The sequence below is a fragment of the Sphingomonas sp. CFBP 8765 genome (genome assembly GCF_014841445.1).
Lineage (GTDB): Bacteria > Pseudomonadota > Alphaproteobacteria > Sphingomonadales > Sphingomonadaceae > Sphingomonas > Sphingomonas aerolata.
This window is the reverse complement of the sequence record NZ_JACYTY010000002.1, coordinates 373,599-391,334: the sequence shown is the minus strand read 5'-3', so window position 1 is coordinate 391,334 and position 17,736 is coordinate 373,599. Positions and strand designations below refer to the sequence as shown.

Here is a 17,736-nt window from a genome sequence, read left to right as displayed (position 1 = left end):
AAGGACGTGAGCATGCCCGACAGCGCCTGGATCGCCGTCGATGCGATGGGTGGCGATGACGGGCTGGCGGTAATGCTGGCGGGTGTCGCGCGTGCGCGACGCCAGTTTGACGGCATGCATTTCCTGCTGGTCGGTGACGAAACCGCGATTCGCGACGGGCTGAAAGCCCATCCGAATCTCGAACTCAACTCCGAGATCGTCCACGCCCCCGAGGTGGTTGGCTCGAGCGACAAGCCGAGCCAGGCGATTCGTCGCGCCAAGACGACATCGATGGGCATCGCCATCGATCTCGTCAAAAAGGGGCGTGCCGCAGCCGCGGTCTCGAGCGGCAACACCGGCGCGCTGATGGCGATGGCGAAGCTGTCGCTCAGGACCCTGCCGGGCATCGATCGCCCGGCGCTCGCCGCGCGCCTTCCGACGCTTGGCGACACCGACATGGTGATGCTCGACCTTGGTGCGAATACCGAGTGCGATGCGCGCAACCTCGTCCAGTTCGCGATCATGGGCGGCGCCTATGCACGGACCGCGCTCGACATCGCGCATCCGCGTGTCGCGCTGCTCAATATCGGCAGCGAGGACATGAAGGGCACCGACGAGATTCGCGAGGCCGCCGCCATGCTGCGCGCGACGCCGAAGCTCGACATGGACTTCACCGGCTTCATCGAAGGCGACCGGCTGTCGCGCGGCGATGTCGACGTCGTCGTGTGTGACGGCTTTTCGGGCAATATCGCGCTCAAGACCGCCGAGGGCACCGCGCGATTCGTCGCCGACCTGCTCAAGCGCGCATTCCGCAGCTCGGTCCGGTCGAAGCTCGGCTTCCTGATTTCGAAGCCCGCGACCGAATTGCTGCGCGATCATCTCGATCCCAATAATCACAACGGCGCGGTGTTTCTCGGGCTCAACGGCATCGTCGTTAAAAGCCATGGCGGCGCCAATGAGCGTGGCGTGGCGACGGCGATCGGCAATGCCGCCAAGATGGTGAGAAACGACCTCGTTCGCCGGATCAGCGACGATCTGGGCAACGTCAAGGAAGCCGCATGATCCGTTCGGTCATTACCGGCACCGGATCGGCCCTGCCGGTCCGCCGCGTCTCGAATGCGCAGCTGGCGGAACAGGTCGACACCAGCGACGAATGGATCGTCGAGCGCACCGGCATCCGATTCCGCCATATCGCCGGCGAAGGCGAGACGACCGCGACTCTGGCGGCGGATGCCTGCCGCGCGGCTCTCGCTGCAGCAGGCGTAGACGCGCAGGACATCGACCTGATCGTGCTCGCCACCGCGACGCCCGACCAGACCTTCCCCGCCAGCGCGACCAAGGTGCAGGCGATGCTCGGGATCGACGACTGCGTCGCGTTCGACGTCGCTGCGGTCTGCTCGGGCTTTCTCTACGCGGTCCAGGTCGTCGACAGCATGATCCGCAGCGGCGTCGCCAAGCGCGCGCTGGTGATCGGTGCCGAGACGTTCAGCCGGATCCTCGACTGGGAGGATCGCACGACCTGCGTCCTGTTCGGCGACGGTGCGGGCGCGATCGTGCTCGAGGCGCAGGACACTGCCGATGCGGACGGTCGCGGGATCCTGACCACCAAGCTGCATGCCGACGGGCGACACAACCAGCTTCTCTATGTCGATGGCGGCGTCTCGACGACCGGGACGGTCGGCAAGCTCAGGATGAAGGGCCGCGAGGTGTTTCGTCACGCAGTGACCAACCTTGCCGCCGTCATGACCGAATCGCTGGCGATGGCGGGCTTGTCCGCGGACCAGGTCGACTGGGTCGTGCCGCACCAGGCGAATGCCCGGATCCTCGACGCGACCGCGCGCAAGCTGGGCCTTGCCCCCGAGCGCGTCGTCGTCACCGTCGACCAGCATGCCAACACCTCCGCGGCGTCGGTACCGCTCGCGCTCGACGTGGCGGTCCGTGACGGACGGATCCAGCAGGGCCAGATCGTCGTGCTCGAGGCGATGGGTGGCGGCTTTACTTGGGGTGCGGCGGTCATCCGCTTCTAAACGCAACTGAAAGCCAGTTGCAATTTGTCCGATAAAGCTCTTCCGATGATCACGCTGCTTGTGTAGGTACCGCAATGGGTGTGGGAGTTTCGGAATGACAATGACGGGTACGCTGACACGAGCCGATCTAGCCGAATCGCTTCATCGCGAAATCGGACTTTCGCGATCGGATGCTTCAAAAGTCGTCGAACAGATCCTGACCGAGATGTGCGAAGCACTGACCAGCGGGCAGAATGTCAAGATTTCGGGCTTTGGTACGTTCGTTCTGCGCGACAAGGGCGAGCGCATCGGTCGCAACCCCAAGACGGGCGTCGAGGTGCCGATCGCACCGCGCCGCGTGCTGACGTTCCGCGCAAGCCAGATGATGCGCGAACGCATCGTCGGCGCAGGCTGAGGCACGCGATGCCGGACAGTTCCGGCAAGGCCAGTACCGCATTCCGGACCATCGGCGAACTGTCGAACGATACCGGCTTGCCACAGCATATCCTGCGCTATTGGGAAACGCGTTTTTCCCAGCTCCGACCGCTCCAGCGTGCTGGGAATCGTCGCTATTATCGCGTCGAGGACGTCGCGCTGGTGCGCCGGATCGACCAGCTGCTCAATCGCGACGGCTATACCGTGCGCGGCGTCCAGCAGCTGTTGGCCGCGGAAAAGGGCGCACCGGCCGCGGTCGCTGCCGAGATCGTTGCGCCCGCCGAGACGCCGATCACGGCACTGCGCGCGATCCGCGACATGCTCGCCGAGGCCCTGGCCGCGGATTGATCCGCATGCCTGCCGGTTCGTCATCCTCGCGTGGGCGGGGATGACGATCGATGGCGGTCCCTTACCGTTCGCGGGTCGCGGCGAAGCGGATCTTCGCATAGCGGTCGGCGATATAGTTCACTTCCCACGCGCTCTTGGCGAGGAACACTGGGTTCCCGTCGCGATCCTTCGCCATCGCGCCGCGGTTGATCTCGGCGAAGGTCTTGAGCTCCTGCGGATCTTCCGCCGATATCCAGCGCGCGGTCTCGTACGGCGCAGGCTCGAGCCCGGCCGCAACCTTGTACTCCGCATCGAGCCGCGACAGCAGCACCTCGAGCTGGAGCTGCCCGACGACGCCGATGATCCAGTTCGAGCCGATGTCGGGGTAGAAGACCTGCGTCACCCCCTCCTCGGCCATGTCGTCGAGCGCTTTCCGCAACTGCTTGGTCTTGGTGAAATCCTTCAACACGACGCGGCGCAGGATTTCGGGCGCGAAGTTCGGCAGGCCGGTGAAGCGGATCGCGGCGCGTTCGCTCAGCGTATCGCCGACGCGCAGCGTGCCGTGGTTGGGGATACCGATGATGTCGCCGGGGAACGCCTCGTCCGCCAGCTCGCGGTTCTGCGCAAAGAACAGGATCGGCGAGTGGACCGCGATCGGCTTGCCGTGGCCCGTGGGCGTCAGCTTCATGCCGCGCTTGAACACGCCCGAGCACAGCCGCATGAACGCAATCCGGTCGCGGTGGTTGGGATCCATGTTCGCCTGCACCTTGAACACGAAGCCGGTGACTTCGGGCTCGTCGGGGGAGATGGGGGCGGGCTCGGCGGGCTGCGCGCGCGGTGGCGGGGCGTAGTCGGCGAGCGCTGCGATCAGCTCGGCGACACCGAAATCCTTGAGTGCCGAGCCGAAATAGACCGGCGTCAGATTGCCTGCGCGATAGGCGTCGGCGTCGAAACTCGAATAGCCGCCCTGTGCGAGTTCGGCCTCGTCGGAGAGGCGGACGATACCTTCGGGGCTCAGTATCTCGGCGAGCTTGGGGTCGTCGATACCCGCGAACGGGATCGCCTTGCCCATGAATTCGCGGCTGTCGCCTTCGGGGCGGCTCAGCGTGTTGGCGTAGAGGTCGTACACCCCCTCGAACTCGCCGCCCATGCCGACCGGCCAGCTCATCGGGCAGACGTCGAGCTGAAGCATCTCGGCCACCTCGTCGAGCAGCGAGAACGGGTCGCGCCCCTCGCGGTCGACCTTGTTGACGAAGGTGATGATCGGCACGTTGCGCAGGCGGCAGACCTCGAACAGCTTGCGCGTCTGCGGCTCGATGCCCTTGGCGGCGTCGATCACCATGACCGCCGAGTCGACCGCGGTCAGCGTGCGGTAGGTGTCTTCCGAGAAGTCCTCGTGGCCCGGCGTGTCGAGCAGGTTGAAAGTGATTCCCTGGCGTTCGAACGTCATCACCGACGACGTGACCGAGATGCCGCGCTGCTGCTCGATCTTCATCCAGTCGGAACGGGCGCGGCGGTTCTGGCCGCGCGCCTTCACCTCGCCGGCGAGATGGATCGCGCCGCCGAAATACAGGAGCTTTTCGGTCAGCGTGGTCTTGCCGGCGTCGGGATGCGAGATGATCGCGAAGGTGCGGCGGGGAAATTGGGTCATGGCGTGGGTCCGGGGAGCCTGTCGCGGCTCGCAAAGAAGGTTGGGCCGGGAGTCCGGCGGTCATGCTGCCGCTCTTGGCAGATGCGGGGGCCGGAGGACAGGGGGTGCAATCGCAGCGATAGCTGGTCCCCTCCCCTTCAGGGGGGCTGGGGGTGGGGTCTCACCACGGGCTTGGCGCTTGCGGCTATGCCCCACCCCACCCCCTCCCCTGAAGGGGAGGGGTTTTTAGCGGATCAGCGTTACGTGGAGCGCGATGCGCTTGGTGGCACCTGCTGGGATCTCGAAGACGCCGGGCTTGGCACGGAAATCGCCGTCATAGCCTTCGGGGTCCGCGATGCCGTGCCACGGCTCGACACAGACATAGGCCGCGCCGGGCTTGGTCCAGATGCCGAGCATCGGCGTGTCGGGGAAGTCGATCCGCAGCTGCGGGCCGGTTTCGGCGCCATAGGTGACCGAGTCGGACCGGACCGAATCCCAGACCAGCGCATCCTTCGCGAACAGCGCGTCCTGCAGGCGCAGCGTCCGCCCCTCCAGCGGCGAGGGCCGTTCGCCCTCCGCGATCGTGCCGTCGTCGGCGATCATGCGCAGCGCATCGGGCTCGTCGGCCGAGAAGACGATACGGTGGTCGGCGCGATCCTGTCCGTAGGGCAGCGGCCAGGCGAAGGCGGGGTGGAAACCGAAGCTCGCCGGAAGCGGCTGCGCGGCGGGGTTGGTGATCGCGACGTCGACGCTCAGCGTCGCGTCGACCAGCGCGAACGTCACCGTCAGCCGGAAATCGAACGGATAGACCACACGCGTCTCGGGCGTCGCCTCGAGCGTGAAGGCGACCGATCCCGGCTGCTGCTCGGATACCGCGAACGCCATGCGGCGGGCGAAGCCGTGCTGCTTCATCGAATATTCGGTGCCGTCGACGCGGATCGTGTCGCGGTAGGGGCGACCGACGACCGGGAAGAGGATCGGCGCGTGGCCGGTCCAATAGGCCGGGTCGGCGTCGGTCATCAGCTCGCGCCCGTCCGCGTCCTTGAGCGACGTGAGCTCGGCGCCGAGCGGGTTGATCTGCGCGGTGAGGTGGTCGTTGGCGATCGTGATCAGGTCGGTCATTGGGGTCCTTCCTTCGTGGTCGAACATGCGGGTCTTCAAAACGCTCATCGGACAACCCGGCGGCCCCACCCCGGCGAAGGCCGGGGTCCAGTTGGAAAGGTGGAAGTAACGAGAGACTGTCCGCCGTTACACCCGTTCCTCAACTGGGCCCCGGCCTTCGCCGGGGTGGTGTTGGAGGGTGAGGAGACGCTCAGACGCGCAGGCTCGCGCCCTGCTTCGCTGCCGCCGCGACGACCTTGTCCGCGACCGCCTTCAGCTCCTCGTCGGTGAAGCTCTTGGCGGTGGGTTGCAGGACGATCTCGACCGCGACCGACTTGTGGCCGTCCTCGACGCCCTGGCCGGTGAACACGTCGAACACGCGCGCCGAGACGATCGCAGCCTTGTCGGCGCCCTTGACCGCACGCACCAGCGCGTCGGTCGCGAGCGCCGCCGGCACGAGGAACGCGAAGTCGCGGCGGACCGCCTGCAACGCCGGCGGCGTGTAGGCCGGGCGCGCGAAGCCCGAAGCGCGCTTGGGCGGGATCGCGTCGAGATAGACTTCGACCGCAGCGACCGCGCCGTCGAGGTCGAACGCCTTGAGCACCAGCGGATGCAGCATGCCGAAGCTCGCCAGCACCGTCTTCGGCCCGAGCCGGAGCGTGCCCGACTGACCCGGATGCCAGGCATCACCCGCCTCCCCCATGACCTGGAGATTGTCGACGGGTGCGCCCGAGGCGGCGAGCAGTGCCAGCGCTTCGGCCTTCGCATCATACGCGTCGAAGCTCGCGGCCTTGCCGTCGCGCCAGCCGCGCGGGCGGCGGTCGCCCGCCAGCACCACGCCGAGCGTCGCGCGTTCGGCCTCGGCGAGGTAGCGGCGACCGATCTCGAACAGGCGGACGCTTTGCTGGCCGCGCTTGAGGTTGCGGCCGGTCGCGGCGAGCAAGCCGGGGAGCAGCGAGGGGCGCATGACCTTCAGGTCTTCGCTGATCGGGTTGGCGAGCGTCCACGCGCCGCCGCCGAAGGGTGCGGCTTCGGCCTCCGAAAGGAAGCTCCACGTCACCGCCTCGTCGAGGCCGCGGGCGGCGGCGGCGCGACGCGCGCGGCGTTCGAGCTTCTGCTCGGGCGTGGCGGTCGGCTTGGCGACGCCGGGCAGGCGCGGCAGCGGTGTCGAGGGGATGCTGTCGATGCCCTCGATCCGGACGACTTCCTCGACGAGGTCGGCGGGGCCGTCGACGTCGCGGCGCCAGCTCGGGACCGTGACCGGCCATTTGCCCTCGATCGTCGAGAACAGCGCGTCGCTGAACGCGTCGGCCGATTTGATCGCACCGATCGTGAAGCCGAGCGACAGGAGCGTGCGGGCCTGGCGTTCGGGGGCCACGTGGAGCCCGCCTAGGTCGGCGCTGAGGCGCGGGTCGTAGTGCACGACGCGAGGTTCGAGCGGTGGCTCGCCCGAGCGCGTGACCTCACTTGCGGTGCCGCCGCATACGTGGAGCACGAGCGCGGTGGCGATCGCCAGGCCGTCGTCGAGGAAGGCGGGGTCGACGCCGCGTTCGAAGCGGCTGCGCGCGTCGGAGGTGAGCGTGAGCTTCTGGCCGGTGCGCGCGATATGGTCGGGATCGAAATAGGCGCATTCAATCAGCACGTCGGTGGTGTTCGCGGAGACGCCCGAATGCTCGCCGCCCATGATGCCGCCAATGTCGTGCACGGCCACGTCGTCGGCGATGACGGTCATGGTTTCGTCGAGCGTGTAGGTCTTGCCGTTAAGCGCGACGACCTGTTCGCCGTCCTTGGCTTTCCGCGCGACTAGGCCGCCCGACAGCTTGGCGCGGTCATAGACGTGCAGCGGGCGGCCGAGGTCGATCATCAGATAGTTGGTGATGTCGACGAGCGCGGAGATCGGCTTCTGGCCGATCGCGAGCAGGCTGCGGCGCATCCAGTCGGGCGACTCGCCGTTGCGCACGCCGGTGACGGTCTGCGCGAAGAAGGCGGGGCAGCCGGCGGTGTCGGCGGTGCGGACCGATGGCCCTGCCCCGTCGGTGACGATCGGATCGAAGATCAGCGGCGTGAGCGTGCCCATGCCGGCCGCGGCGAGGTCGCGCGCAATGCCGCGGACGCCCATGCAGTCCTGGCGGTTGGGTGTGATCGCGACGTCGATGACGGGATCGGTGAGCCCGGCATAATCGGGGTACGGCGTGCCGATCGGCGCGTCCGCGGGCAGTTCGATGATGCCGTCATGATCCTCGCCGAGTTCCAGTTCGCGCGTCGAGCACATCATGCCGTTCGATTCGACGCCGCGGATGCTCGCGAGCTTGAGCGTCACGTCGAGCCCGGGGACGTACGCGCCGGGCGCCCCGAACACGCCGACCAGCCCGGCGCGCGCGTTGGGCGCGCCGCAGACGACCTGCAGCGGGCCATCACCGGCGTCGACCGATAGGATCTGCAGCTTGTCGGCCTGCGGGTGGCGTTCGGCGCTGAGCACCTTGGCGATGCGGAACGCGGCGAGCTTCTCGCCCGGATTCTCGACGCCTTCGACTTCGAGGCCGATACGCGTGAGCGCGTCAACGATCTGGTCGAGCGTGGCGGTGGTGTCGAGGTGCTGCTTGAGCCAGCTGAGCGTGAACTTCATGCGCCGACTCCTGCCGACAAAGTGGGGACGTCGAGGCTCGAGAAACCATAATGTTTCAGCCAGCGGATATCGCCGTCGAAGAACGGACGGAGGTCGTCCATGCCGTATTTGAGCATCGCGAGCCGATCGATCCCGCAGCCGAACGCAAAGCCCTGCCACTCGTCCGGATCGAGCCCGCACGCCTCGATCACTTTCCGATGGACCATGCCGCTGCCCAGGATCTCGAGCCAGCCGTCTGGCTCCGCGCCGCCGACGACACGCTTGCCCTTGACCAGCGTGTAGCCGACGTCGATCTCGACCGAGGGTTCGGTGAACGGGAAATAGCTCGGGCGCATCCGCAGGACGATGTCGTCACGCTCGAAGAACGCCTTCACGAACGTCTCGAGCGTCCACTTCAGATGGCCGAGCGTGATGCCCTTGTCGATCACGAGGCCCTCGACCTGGTGGAACATCGGCGTGTGCGTCGCGTCCGAGTCCGAGCGGTAGGTGCGGCCCGGCGCGATGATGCGGATCGGCGGCTTCTGGCTCAGCATCGTGCGGATCTGGACGGGCGAGGTGTGCGTGCGGAGCAGCGAGAAGGTCGTCTTCTCGTCGGCGGTGCCCGCGGCCTTCGCGTTGATCCCCTGCTGGAGATAGAAGGTGTCGTGCATCGCGCGCGCCGGATGCGTCTCGGGGATGTTGAGCGCGGAGAAATTATGCCAGTCGGTCTCGATCTCGGGCCCGGTCGCGACCGCGAAGCCCAGGTCGGCGAAGATCTCGGCGAGTTCGTCCATGACCTGGCTGACCGGGTGGATCGTGCCGGGCATGGGCGCGTCGGCGGGCAGCGTCATGTCGAGCGTTTCGCTGGCGAGCCGCGCGTCGAGCGCGGCGCGTTCGAGCGTCGCTTTGCGCTCTGCGATGCCATTGGCGACGGCTTCGCGAAGACCCTGGATCATCGGGCCCTGCACGAGCCGCTCGTCGGGGGTCATCTTGCCGAGCGTCTTCAGCAGCGCGGTGATCGTGCCCTGCTTGCCGAGCGCCTCGACCCGGCACGCCTCCAGCGCGTCGAGGCCGGATGCCGCGGCGATCGCCGCCAACATGTGTTCGCGCATCTGGTTCAGGTCTTGCGTCACGTCATACTCCCAGGGCGGGTTCGGTCGGCAGATCGGGTAGGCGGGGCAGCCCCAGACCGATACCCAGATCGTCCCAATTTTCGTTGCGCGCTTCGATCAGTTCGATCTTCCACGCTCTTCGCCACTCCTTCAGCCGCTTCTCGCGAACGATCGCGGCCTCCATCGTGTCGAACATCTCGTAATAGGCGAGACGCCTGATGCCGTACCGGTGAGTGAAGCCGGGGATCAACCCCTCGCGGTGCTGAACCAGCCGCGCGAGCAAGTTTGAGGTGACGCCGATGTAGAGCGTGCCGTGGCGGCGGGAGGCGAGGATGTAGACGCAGGGCTGGAAGGTTTCGCGCATTTCTTGCTCCCCCTTGATCGCCCTTCCCCAGATTTCTTACATCCGTCATTCCGGCGGAAGCCGGAACCCATGGTTGCGGGCCGGATGATGGTAGCACGCTTTCGCCGGGTCCGCCGTAACCGTGGGTCCCGGCGTTCGCCGGGATGACGGAAGGGGGGATGACGGGCTGGCGAACCCCAAACGCGAAAAAGGGCGCCGGTGGTTTCCCACCGGCGCCCTTTTCAAACCCAACCTCAGTCGCGAATTACGCGGCCTGGGGAAGTGCTGCCTTCGCCTGTGCGACGATCGCGCTGAAGGCTGCGCCCTCGTGCATCGCGATGTCGGCCAGGACCTTCCGGTCGAGTTCGATACCCGCCAGCTTCACGCCGTGCATGAACTGCGAATAGGTCAGACCCTCGGCGCGGACGCCGGCGTTGATGCGCTGGATCCACAGGCCACGGAAGGTGCGCTTCTTAACCTTGCGGTCACGATATGCGTACTGTCCGGCCTTTTCGACGGCCTGACGGGCGATACGGATGGTGTTCTTGCGACGGCCATAATAGCCCTTCGCCTGAACCAAAATACGCTTGTGCTTGGCGCGGGTGGTAACACCCCGTTTTACGCGTGCCATTGTCTAATTCCTTCTCAGCTCAACGCAGGCCGTAAGGCGCCCAGGCCTTCACTGCTGCGGTATCGGCCTTGGACAGCAGCTTGGTGCCGCGGTTCTGACGGATGTACTTGCCGTTGTGATGCGCCAGACGGTGACGTTTGCCGGCGACGCCGTGCTTGAGCAGGCCGGTGGCGGTGAGCTTGAAGCGCTTCTTGACGCCGCTCTTGGTCTTCAGCTTGGGCATTTTTATCCTTTCGGTTACGAAGGGAAACGCTGAAATCGCCGCGGCAGCCCACACTGGCCGGGCGATTCGTCGAACGCGCATCCCTTCGAGGAAGCGGGGCCGATACCCGCATCGGTCCGAAATCTCAAGTCGCATTCCAGGATTAATGCGGCATCCGACCATAGTGGAACCGCTACGCCCGCCATGCGATAGGCTTATCATGGACGCCAGCCCGACGCAGCCGATCGACGCCCCCCCGCCCGCCGCGGCGCAGAAGAGGCGCAAACGGCGGATCCTGCGCAACATTCTGATCGGGATCCTCGCGGTGATCGCCGCCATCTGGCTGGTGCTCTACATCACCAAGGGTCGCTTCTTGAAGCATCCGTTCGAGCGGATCGTCGGGTCGATGACCAACAGGACGGTGACCGTCGGCGGCGATTTCCAGCTCTATTTCGCGCCGTTCCGAATCAAATTCTATGCCGAGCGCTTCACGCTCTCCAACCCCGACTGGGCGAGCCGGCCCAACCTCTTCCAGGCGGACAAGCTCGACACGCGGATCGCGCCGCTGTCGCTGATCTTCGGCAAGCGGCGGCTCTACTGGCTCGATCTGGTCAACGGCGCGGTCGATCTCGAATGGAATGCCGCGCATACCGCCAATAGCTGGACGTTCAGCGACAAGAAGGGCGGCGAGCCGCTCGAATTCCCGCGGATCGACGTGGCGACGGTGACGGGGACGAGCGTGCGCTATCTCGACCCGCGAATGCGCGTGCTCGCCAATCTCGACGTCGCCGACATCCGCTCGGTCGATGCGACGATCGGCCGCGCGGTCGGCCTCAAGGGCACCGGCCAGCTGCGCGAGACGCCGTTCACGGTGACCGCGCAGCTGCTGTCGCCCGACGCGACCGCCAATCGGGGACAGAACAAGCTGGTCGCGCGGATGCGCGCGGCGGGCAACGTTATCGACGTCGCCGGCACGCTGCCGAGCATCGCGGACGTCGAGAACGTGCCGCTCGCAGTGACCGCGCGCGGTGCCAACCTGTCGACCCTGCTCGGCGTGATCGACGTCGCGATCCCGAACACACGCACCTATCGGCTGCGCGGACAGCTCGTGAAACAGGGCGAGGAATATCATTTCACGCGGATCACCGGCGTGGCGGGTAAGACCGATCTGGCGGGCAAGCTGACGATCACCAATGGCGAACGCATCCATCTCGATTCGGTGCTGGCGACCAAGAGCCTCGATATCGTCGATGCCGCGCCGTTCATCGGCTACAATCCCGACATCGTCGAGAGCCGCGGCGCGGTGGCGGCCGCCGCCGCGACCGGTGCGGGCGCGCAACGCCTGTTGCCCGATGGGAATTTCCCGGTCGAGACGATGCAGATCTTCGATGCCGACCTGAAATGGACGATCGGCGTGGTGCGGTCGAAGAACATCCCGATCTCGAACGTCGACCTGACGCTCGACCTCGAGCGCGGGCGGCTGGCGCTGTCGCCGCTGACGTTTGCGATGGCGCGCGGCAATGTCGCCTCCGACGCGGTCTTCGACACGCGGTCGCGGCCGAGCGCGGTGTCCTACGACATTCGCCTCGCGCCGACGCCGATGGGGCGGTTGCTCAAGGGCTATGGGCTTGCCGAGGCGGGGACGACCGGCACGATCAAGGGGCGGATCAAGCTCGACGGGCGCGGCGATTCGATCCATGATTCGCTGGCCTCGTCACGCGGCCGGATCGCGTTCGTGATGCCGTCGGGCGCACTGTCGGTGCGCAACGTCCAGCTCGCCGAGCTCGACATCGGCACATTCGCGCAGCGCATGTTCCAAGGCAAGCTCGACGAGCCGGTCCAGGTCAATTGCGGCCTGATCGGCTTCACCGTGCGCGGCGGTGTGGCGGCAGCGGACCCGATCTTGATCGACACGAAGAAGAACGTGATCGTCGGGCGCGGCGGGTTCAGCTTCCGCAACGAGGCGGTCGACCTCGCCTTCCGCGCCGATTCGAAGAAGTTCAGCCTGTTCGCGGGCCAGTCGCCGGTCGGGTTCGGCGGCGTGTTCGCGGCACCGAAAATGAGCGTGGTGTCGAAGGACCTGCTCGCCCGCGTCGGCACCGGGCTGGGCCTCGCGCTGGTGGCGACGCCGGTCGCAGGTGTGCTCGCGTTCGTCGATGTCGGCGATGCGAAGGCCACCGCGTGCGGCCCGGTGCTGGCCGGCGCGACCGCCAAGGCGCAGCGGACGACCAAGGGTGAGACGCGCGACGATGTCGGCCGCGGGACGACCGCCAAGGGCGAGGACGGCAAGGCGTCCGAGGCGGAGAAGAAGGGGCAGAAGAAGAAGTTTCTGGGGATCTTCTAAGGGCGGCGGCTTTGGTCTCACCCGCGCCGCTCACCTCACTGNTTAGCGACCGTTCCGTGTCCGTGGGTCCCGGCTTTCACCGGGATGACGGATATCAGGCGGGGTGCGAGGCGTAACGCCAGCCTTCCCGCCATGACGGCCTCAGTGGTCGTGACCGCCATGGTCATGCGCATCACCCGTGATCCGGTGCATCGCCTCGAGCACGTCGTCCAGCCGCGCCGGATCGCCGATCGCGAGCACATGGCCTTCGCTCGCCGCGGTCAGCGGGTCGCCGTTCCAGTCGCACATCATCCCGCCGGCGCCTTCGACGACCGGGACCAGCGCGGCGAAGTCGTAGAGCTGGAGACCCGATTCGCAGACGACGTCGAGATGCCCGCTCGCGAGCAGCCCGTAATTATAGCAGTCGCCGCCATAGACCGGCCCCTGGCGCGGGTTGCCGCCCGAGATCGCCGCGACGAGCGCGAGATAATGCGGGACGTCAGCCTCGCCGAACAAATGCGGGCTGGTCGTCGCGATCGTCGATCCCGCCAGTTCGCGGCAGACCCGGGTGCGCACCGGCACGCCGTTCAGCGTCGTCGGACGCCCCGCGACGCCGACCCAGCGTTCGCGCTGGACCGGCTGGTCGATGATCCCGAGCACCGGCCAGCCATCCTCGACCAGCGCGATCAGCGTGCCGAAGATCGCGCGGCCGACGGTGAAGCTGCGCGTGCCGTCGATCGGGTCGAGCACCCATTTGCGGTTGGTGACACCGGTCTTCTCGCCAAATTCCTCGCCGACGATGCCGTCGCCCGAGCGTTCGGCGTCGAGCAGCCGGCGCATCGCCGATTCGGCCTCGCGGTCGGCGCGGGTGACGGGGGACTGGTCGTCCTTGATCTCGACGCCGTGCTCGTGGCGGAAATAGGGTCGGATGACGTGGCCCGCGGCATCCGCGAGGCGGTGCGCGAGGTCGATATCGGCTTGGGTCACTGGCATGCGCCCTGCCTATCGATACGGTACGGCGCGAGCAATGGACGGATGCCGCGAGCGGGCGTACGTCACTGCGATCATACCGGAGTATAGCCCCATGCGCCTCGTCCCGACCCTTGCCGCCCTCCTCGTCGCCACCCCCGCAGTCGCGGCGCTCGCGCCCGGTGCGAAGGCGCCCGACTTCACCACGCGCGGCGCGATCGCCGGCAAGGTGTTCACGGTCCACCTCGCCGAACAGCTGAAGAAGGGCCCCGTCGTGCTCTACTTCTTCCCCGCGGCCTATACCGGCGGCTGCAATGCCGAGGCGCATGCCTTTGCCGAGGCGGTCCCCGCGTTCAAGAAGGCCGGCGCGACGGTGATCGGCATGTCGGCGGACAACGTCGAGACGCTGAGCAAATTCTCGGCAGAGAAATGCGCGGGCAAGTTCGCGGTCGCCAGTGCAGGGCCGAAGGTCGTCGCCGGCTATGACGTCGCGCTCGGCAAGCAAGTGATGGGACGCGACGTCACGAAGCGCACCAGTTACGTGATCGGCCGCGACGGCCGGGTCGCCTTTGTTCACGACGACATGAACCCGGCCGAGCATGTCAGTTCGACGCTGGCCGCAGTTGAGACGCTTAACCGCCGATAGATCCGCAAATCGTCACGCGTTGCTAACCTTTATCGTTCTATTCCGGGGGCGAAACGGGGGCAAATGACATGCGGGACGCGCAGGGCGCACAACAGGTGAGCACGGAGGACCTGTTCGACCAGATCGGCCGATTCCTCCGTAAGCACCGGTTGCGTCCGGATCCGTCGCATTATGCGTTCGCGCATGCCGTGCTGTCGGCACCCGACGGCCCGCTCGCGGCGCAGGTTGCGCGATTGACCGAGGGCGGCGTCCGGCTGCTGCGCAGGGATATCGAGGCGCTTGGCGGACAGGTTACCGATACGCCCGCGACCGTCGACCCCGACGACCAATGCGATCCCGCGCTGCGCGAGGGGGAGGCGGACCGGCTGGTCGCCGAGACGCAGGAGCATGTCGACGGATTCGCGACGATCATGCACAGCATCCACGCCGAGACCCGCGGCTTCGGCCATGACCTGGCCGAAAGCGCGGCGGCGATCACGACGTCGCCGGGACTGGCCGAGATCGACGAGATCACGCGGATCACGACCGCGATGATCGGCAGGATCCGCGAGTCGGAGGTGCGGCTGGCCAAGGCGAAGCACGAGACCGACGTCCTGCGGGCCAAGCTCATCGAGGCCCGCGACAGCGCACGACGCGACACGCTGACCGGCCTGCCGAACCGGCGCGCGTTCGACGAGGCGTTCGGCGCACGCGACGCGGACAAAGGCCCCTATTGCCTCGCGGTATGCGACGTCGACCGGTTCAAGCGCGTCAATGACGCGTTCGGCCACGGCGTCGGCGACCGGGTGCTGACCGCGATCGGCCAGATGATCGCGGCGGGGTGCGAAGGGCATCTCGTCGTGCGGCACGGCGGCGAGGAGTTTGCGGTGCTGTTGTGCGGCGTCAGCCTGAGCGACGCCGCGCGCCTGCTCGATTCGGTCCGCGCGATCGTTGCCGCCAAACGCTTCCGCAATCGCGAGACCGATTCCCCGCTCGGCCAGATCACCTTTTCGGCAGGCGTCACCGCGATCCATGCGGACGAAGCCGCCGAGAGCGCGTTCGCCCGTGCGGACCGGCTCCTCTACACTGCCAAGGGCGACGGGCGCGACCGGATCTGCGCCGCCTGATCCGCGCGGCGGTCCGCGGCACCGATCCTTGGCGCCGTTCACCGGATAAGTGTGGCGCAAAATCCCAACTGCTGCGTGGCTGCTGCGAAAAACCGCGCTGATTCAGCCGGATACGGAACTGGCACGGGGTGTGCAAAGCAGGGGATATCGGCAGCCGGATGGTCCGGACGCCGCCATCACCGAAGGGAAGCCACCATGTCCTCGATCCATTTCGAATCCGCCAAGCGCATCCTCCTCTCGTTCGCCGGGGCGCTGGTCTTCGCCGGCATCGCGATCAGCGCAGCGACGCCGATCATCCCGATCGCGTGATCCGGCCTGACTGCGGAGACTGCATCATGCTTCATCACCTCCATCGCGGCCAATACCGGCCCGACCGCCTGCGGGACAGCGGCCTGCTCGTCGGCATCGTCGCCTTCTCGACCACCGTCCTGCTGATCGCGACTCATGCCGCAGCGTTCGCCTGATCGGCAGCGCGGGGGATCCCTGCCCGCCAGGCGCGGGTCGCGGTCAGGCCAGCATGGCCGAAGAAGCGGGGCCGACGGGCGCGGCCTCCTCGCGCGAATAGGTCCCGATCAGCAACCCCGCCGCGAGCACATGTCCCGACATCGCCTCGACCAGCGCGGTGCGGCCCGGTGACACGCCTGGATCGCCCAGCGCCGCATCGAGCGCGAACAGCTGGAAGGCGTAGCGATGTTCGCCATGCCCGGTCGGCGGATCGGGCGGCAGCCAGCCTTCGCGCAGATATAAATTGCGCCCGACATCGCCGTCGGGCGTCCCTGCGCCGTCGGCCGCGATCGCACCTTCGGCCAGTCGCAGCCCATCGGCAGCGATATGCCAGACGATCGCGTGAACCAGCGGTTGCGGCGTCGGCGCATCCGCATCCTCGACGATCAGCGCGAGCGCGGCGGTGCCCGCAGGTGGCACGCTCCAGACCAGCGGCGGCGACACCCCGTCACCATCGGCGGTGAACCGCGGCGGCAACCGCCCCTCATGCGCAAAGGCGGGGCTGGTCAGGTCGAGCGTCGCGAACCCCGTGCCGGCCTGCGCGCCCGACCCGAGACCGGACCGGGCGATCACCAACGCGTCGGCACCAGCGCGCAATCCTTTAAGTGCGTGGCCGAGCCAGGCAGGCATGTGTTCAAGCATCGTTACCCTCCGAAGGACAGGCGCCAGGGCGCAGGACCGGTGCGCCATCGGCATACCAGCGGCTCTGATCGCGCATCGTGCCGGCATCGTGATAACAGGCCTGCGCTGTCCCACCCGCCGGATCGATCGCGACCATCCAGTTGTGATCGCCGCAGTTATGTGCCTCGCACCCCCAGGAGGCGATGCGCCGGCCCCGTTGGAAGATCGGCGTCTGCGGTCCCGAGCGTCCGCGGATCAGCGACCGCAGCCGGGCATCGTCGACCACCGCGAGCAACCCGCCGGCCACCTCGGTGCGATCGAAGAAATCGACGCCATCGACCGCGTCATGCGGGTATTTGCCGACATAGGCGGTGAGCGGCGTGGTCTGCGCCTGCCCCGCCACGGGGGTCGGCGTCCGCGTGGCAGGCGGCGTGAAGTTGGCGACCGCAGCGGTCTGCTGGGGATCGTCGCCCGCACTGCAGCCTGACACGGCCATGGCAAGCATTGCCATCCCCGCACGCAGCGACAGGGTGATCGGCGCAGCCCCGGATCCGATATGCATCGCAGCCCCCTCATGGTCTTTTCATCCCAACGCGCCGACCGGGCTGAGGTTGCCCGCGATGCCGGCGCTGCCGGGGCGACTCGACGATCCGAATCTACGGGTATGCGCGAGTGCAAGCGTGTATCGTCGCCGTCCCGGGGCGCTCCGCCCCGCCGGAAGGGCAGCATCATGGCCAAGAGCCAGAAGAAATCGAACAAGGAAGTCCGCAAGCCCAAGGCCGAGAAGGAGCCCAAGGCGAACGCGTCGAACCCGACGACCAAGGGCAAGCCCGTCGAGATGACGACGCTCAAGTGATCCGGCACGAAACAGGACGATGACGATGGCGGACGACGATTACGTCTATGACGAGGCCAGCGGCGAATGGGTCGCCGCCGACGCCGCATCCACGACCCGCGCGGCGGACGACGACACGGTCGTGGTCCGCGACTCGGTCGGCAACGTGCTGGCGGACGGCGACCAGGTGACGCTGATCAAGGACCTGACCGTCAAGGGCGCGGGCCAGACGCTCAAGCGCGGCACGCTGATCAAGGCGATCCGCCTGACCGGTGACGCGCAGGAGATCGACTGTCGCTATGAGGGGATCAAGGGTCTGGTGCTGCGCGCGGAGTTCGTGCGCAAGCGGTAACGGACGCAC

20 protein-coding genes are annotated in these 17,736 nt (G+C 67.1%); 10 read left to right on the top strand and 10 right to left on the bottom strand.

Going from position 1 to position 17,736, the window contains the following annotated elements; genetic code table 11:
- Positions 1-12: 12 nt before the first annotated feature.
- From plsX to IFT87_RS06335, 4 genes are all read left to right on the top strand, one after another.
- A complete protein-coding gene (gene plsX, locus IFT87_RS06350; protein WP_031395324.1) occupies positions 13-1,041 on the top strand; it encodes a phosphate acyltransferase PlsX in 1,029 nt (342 codons plus the stop codon).
- The gene (locus IFT87_RS06345; RefSeq protein WP_031395325.1) at positions 1,038-2,006 is read left to right on the top strand and encodes a beta-ketoacyl-ACP synthase III; all 969 of its coding nucleotides are present in this window, start codon (positions 1,038-1,040) and stop codon (positions 2,004-2,006) included. Before plsX ends, IFT87_RS06345 begins: the two co-directional genes overlap by 4 nt.
- A gap of 94 nt (positions 2,007-2,100) precedes the next feature.
- Positions 2,101-2,400 carry an integration host factor subunit alpha gene (locus IFT87_RS06340; RefSeq protein ID WP_031395326.1) on the top strand — a complete coding sequence of 100 codons (300 nt, stop codon included), beginning with the start codon at positions 2,101-2,103 and terminating at the stop codon, positions 2,398-2,400.
- A gap of 8 nt (positions 2,401-2,408) precedes the next feature.
- Positions 2,409-2,768 (top strand): MerR family transcriptional regulator, encoded by a 360-nt coding sequence (locus tag IFT87_RS06335; protein WP_192007896.1) that lies wholly within the window; start codon positions 2,409-2,411, stop codon positions 2,766-2,768.
- A 61-nt stretch (positions 2,769-2,829) separates the two neighbouring features.
- Here the strand turns inward: IFT87_RS06335 and IFT87_RS06330 are convergent, their stop codons facing one another.
- The 7 genes from IFT87_RS06330 to rpmI all read right to left on the bottom strand — a co-directional run bounded on the left by IFT87_RS06330 (position 2,830) and on the right by rpmI (position 10,392).
- Positions 2,830-4,398 carry a peptide chain release factor 3 gene (locus tag IFT87_RS06330; RefSeq protein WP_031438820.1) on the bottom strand — a complete coding sequence of 523 codons (1,569 nt, stop codon included), beginning with the start codon at positions 4,396-4,398 and terminating at the stop codon, positions 2,830-2,832.
- A gap of 225 nt (positions 4,399-4,623) precedes the next feature.
- Entirely contained in the window at positions 4,624-5,499 is an 876-nt protein-coding gene (locus tag IFT87_RS06325) for an aldose 1-epimerase family protein (protein WP_031438819.1), read from the bottom strand.
- Positions 5,500-5,689: 190 nt separating this feature from the next.
- Positions 5,690-8,104: a phenylalanine--tRNA ligase subunit beta gene (pheT, locus tag IFT87_RS06320; RefSeq protein ID WP_192007895.1), complete on the bottom strand. Its 2,415-nt coding sequence runs from the start codon at positions 8,102-8,104 to the stop codon at positions 5,690-5,692.
- Positions 8,101-9,195: a phenylalanine--tRNA ligase subunit alpha gene (gene pheS / locus IFT87_RS06315; RefSeq protein ID WP_192008174.1), complete on the bottom strand. Its 1,095-nt coding sequence runs from the start codon at positions 9,193-9,195 to the stop codon at positions 8,101-8,103. The genes pheT and pheS overlap by 4 nt, the downstream gene beginning before the upstream one ends.
- 22 nt (positions 9,196-9,217) lie before the next feature.
- Positions 9,218-9,559 carry a GIY-YIG nuclease family protein gene (locus IFT87_RS06310; protein ID WP_031439310.1) on the bottom strand — a complete coding sequence of 114 codons (342 nt, stop codon included), beginning with the start codon at positions 9,557-9,559 and terminating at the stop codon, positions 9,218-9,220.
- Between the two features lie 244 nt (positions 9,560-9,803).
- Positions 9,804-10,169 carry a 50S ribosomal protein L20 gene (gene rplT, locus IFT87_RS06305; protein WP_031395288.1) on the bottom strand — a complete coding sequence of 122 codons (366 nt, stop codon included), beginning with the start codon at positions 10,167-10,169 and terminating at the stop codon, positions 9,804-9,806.
- A 19-nt stretch (positions 10,170-10,188) separates the two neighbouring features.
- Positions 10,189-10,392 carry a 50S ribosomal protein L35 gene (rpmI, locus tag IFT87_RS06300; protein ID WP_031395289.1) on the bottom strand — a complete coding sequence of 68 codons (204 nt, stop codon included), beginning with the start codon at positions 10,390-10,392 and terminating at the stop codon, positions 10,189-10,191.
- A 199-nt stretch (positions 10,393-10,591) separates the two neighbouring features.
- Here rpmI and IFT87_RS06295 point away from each other — a divergent pair, with 199 nt between their 5' ends.
- The gene (locus IFT87_RS06295; protein WP_192007893.1) at positions 10,592-12,715 is read left to right on the top strand and encodes an AsmA family protein; all 2,124 of its coding nucleotides are present in this window, start codon (positions 10,592-10,594) and stop codon (positions 12,713-12,715) included.
- Positions 12,716-12,856: 141 nt separating this feature from the next.
- Here the strand turns inward: IFT87_RS06295 and IFT87_RS06290 are convergent, their stop codons facing one another.
- On the bottom strand, positions 12,857-13,687 hold the full coding sequence (locus IFT87_RS06290) for an inositol monophosphatase family protein (protein WP_031439308.1): 831 nt from the start codon (positions 13,685-13,687) through the stop codon (positions 12,857-12,859).
- Between the two features lie 91 nt (positions 13,688-13,778).
- Here IFT87_RS06290 and IFT87_RS06285 point away from each other — a divergent pair, with 91 nt between their 5' ends.
- The 3 genes from IFT87_RS06285 to IFT87_RS20685 all read left to right on the top strand — a co-directional run bounded on the left by IFT87_RS06285 (position 13,779) and on the right by IFT87_RS20685 (position 15,879).
- Positions 13,779-14,309 carry a peroxiredoxin gene (locus IFT87_RS06285; RefSeq protein ID WP_031439307.1) on the top strand — a complete coding sequence of 177 codons (531 nt, stop codon included), beginning with the start codon at positions 13,779-13,781 and terminating at the stop codon, positions 14,307-14,309.
- Between the two features lie 95 nt (positions 14,310-14,404).
- Positions 14,405-15,415, top strand: coding sequence for a GGDEF domain-containing protein (locus tag IFT87_RS06280; RefSeq protein WP_327195633.1), 1,011 nt, complete (start codon positions 14,405-14,407; stop codon positions 15,413-15,415).
- Between the two features lie 335 nt (positions 15,416-15,750).
- Entirely contained in the window at positions 15,751-15,879 is a 129-nt protein-coding gene (locus IFT87_RS20685) for a hypothetical protein (RefSeq protein WP_268745752.1), read from the top strand.
- A gap of 43 nt (positions 15,880-15,922) precedes the next feature.
- Here IFT87_RS20685 and IFT87_RS06275 read toward each other — a convergent pair whose 3' ends face one another.
- Positions 15,923-16,561: a YbhB/YbcL family Raf kinase inhibitor-like protein gene (locus tag IFT87_RS06275; RefSeq protein ID WP_192007892.1), complete on the bottom strand. Its 639-nt coding sequence runs from the start codon at positions 16,559-16,561 to the stop codon at positions 15,923-15,925.
- The gene (locus IFT87_RS06270; protein WP_042466426.1) at positions 16,554-17,102 is read right to left on the bottom strand and encodes a hypothetical protein; all 549 of its coding nucleotides are present in this window, start codon (positions 17,100-17,102) and stop codon (positions 16,554-16,556) included. Before IFT87_RS06270 ends, IFT87_RS06275 begins: the two co-directional genes overlap by 8 nt.
- Before the next feature lie 168 nt (positions 17,103-17,270).
- On the opposite strand from IFT87_RS06270, the gene IFT87_RS20680 reads away from it, so the two are divergent.
- Both IFT87_RS20680 and IFT87_RS06265 read left to right on the top strand, forming a co-directional pair.
- Positions 17,271-17,396: a hypothetical protein gene (locus IFT87_RS20680; protein WP_260171387.1), complete on the top strand. Its 126-nt coding sequence runs from the start codon at positions 17,271-17,273 to the stop codon at positions 17,394-17,396.
- Positions 17,397-17,421: 25 nt separating this feature from the next.
- A complete protein-coding gene (locus tag IFT87_RS06265; RefSeq protein ID WP_031439303.1) occupies positions 17,422-17,727 on the top strand; it encodes an alkylphosphonate utilization protein in 306 nt (101 codons plus the stop codon).
- The last annotated feature ends 9 nt before the right edge of the window (positions 17,728-17,736 follow it).

Coding starts and splice junctions, on each gene's coding strand:
- plsX (WP_031395324.1), top strand. CDS start 13: ATGCCCGACAGCGCCTGGATCGCCGTCGATGCGATGGGTGGCGATGAC.
- IFT87_RS06345 (WP_031395325.1), top strand. CDS start 1,038: ATGATCCGTTCGGTCATTACCGGCACCGGATCGGCCCTGCCGGTCCGC.
- IFT87_RS06340 (WP_031395326.1), top strand. CDS start 2,101: ATGACAATGACGGGTACGCTGACACGAGCCGATCTAGCCGAATCGCTT.
- IFT87_RS06335 (WP_192007896.1), top strand. CDS start 2,409: ATGCCGGACAGTTCCGGCAAGGCCAGTACCGCATTCCGGACCATCGGC.
- IFT87_RS06330 (WP_031438820.1), bottom strand. CDS start 4,398: ATGACCCAATTTCCCCGCCGCACCTTCGCGATCATCTCGCATCCCGAC.
- IFT87_RS06325 (WP_031438819.1), bottom strand. CDS start 5,499: ATGACCGACCTGATCACGATCGCCAACGACCACCTCACCGCGCAGATC.
- pheT (WP_192007895.1), bottom strand. CDS start 8,104: ATGAAGTTCACGCTCAGCTGGCTCAAGCAGCACCTCGACACCACCGCC.
- pheS (WP_192008174.1), bottom strand. CDS start 9,195: ATGCGCGAACACATGTTGGCGGCGATCGCCGCGGCATCCGGCCTCGAC.
- IFT87_RS06310 (WP_031439310.1), bottom strand. CDS start 9,559: ATGCGCGAAACCTTCCAGCCCTGCGTCTACATCCTCGCCTCCCGCCGC.
- rplT (WP_031395288.1), bottom strand. CDS start 10,169: ATGGCACGCGTAAAACGGGGTGTTACCACCCGCGCCAAGCACAAGCGT.
- rpmI (WP_031395289.1), bottom strand. CDS start 10,392: ATGCCCAAGCTGAAGACCAAGAGCGGCGTCAAGAAGCGCTTCAAGCTC.
- IFT87_RS06295 (WP_192007893.1), top strand. CDS start 10,592: ATGGACGCCAGCCCGACGCAGCCGATCGACGCCCCCCCGCCCGCCGCG.
- IFT87_RS06290 (WP_031439308.1), bottom strand. CDS start 13,687: ATGCCAGTGACCCAAGCCGATATCGACCTCGCGCACCGCCTCGCGGAT.
- IFT87_RS06285 (WP_031439307.1), top strand. CDS start 13,779: ATGCGCCTCGTCCCGACCCTTGCCGCCCTCCTCGTCGCCACCCCCGCA.
- IFT87_RS20685 (WP_268745752.1), top strand. CDS start 15,751: ATGCTTCATCACCTCCATCGCGGCCAATACCGGCCCGACCGCCTGCGG.
- IFT87_RS06275 (WP_192007892.1), bottom strand. CDS start 16,561: ATGCTTGAACACATGCCTGCCTGGCTCGGCCACGCACTTAAAGGATTG.
- IFT87_RS06270 (WP_042466426.1), bottom strand. CDS start 17,102: ATGCATATCGGATCCGGGGCTGCGCCGATCACCCTGTCGCTGCGTGCG.
- IFT87_RS20680 (WP_260171387.1), top strand. CDS start 17,271: ATGGCCAAGAGCCAGAAGAAATCGAACAAGGAAGTCCGCAAGCCCAAG.
- IFT87_RS06265 (WP_031439303.1), top strand. CDS start 17,422: ATGGCGGACGACGATTACGTCTATGACGAGGCCAGCGGCGAATGGGTC.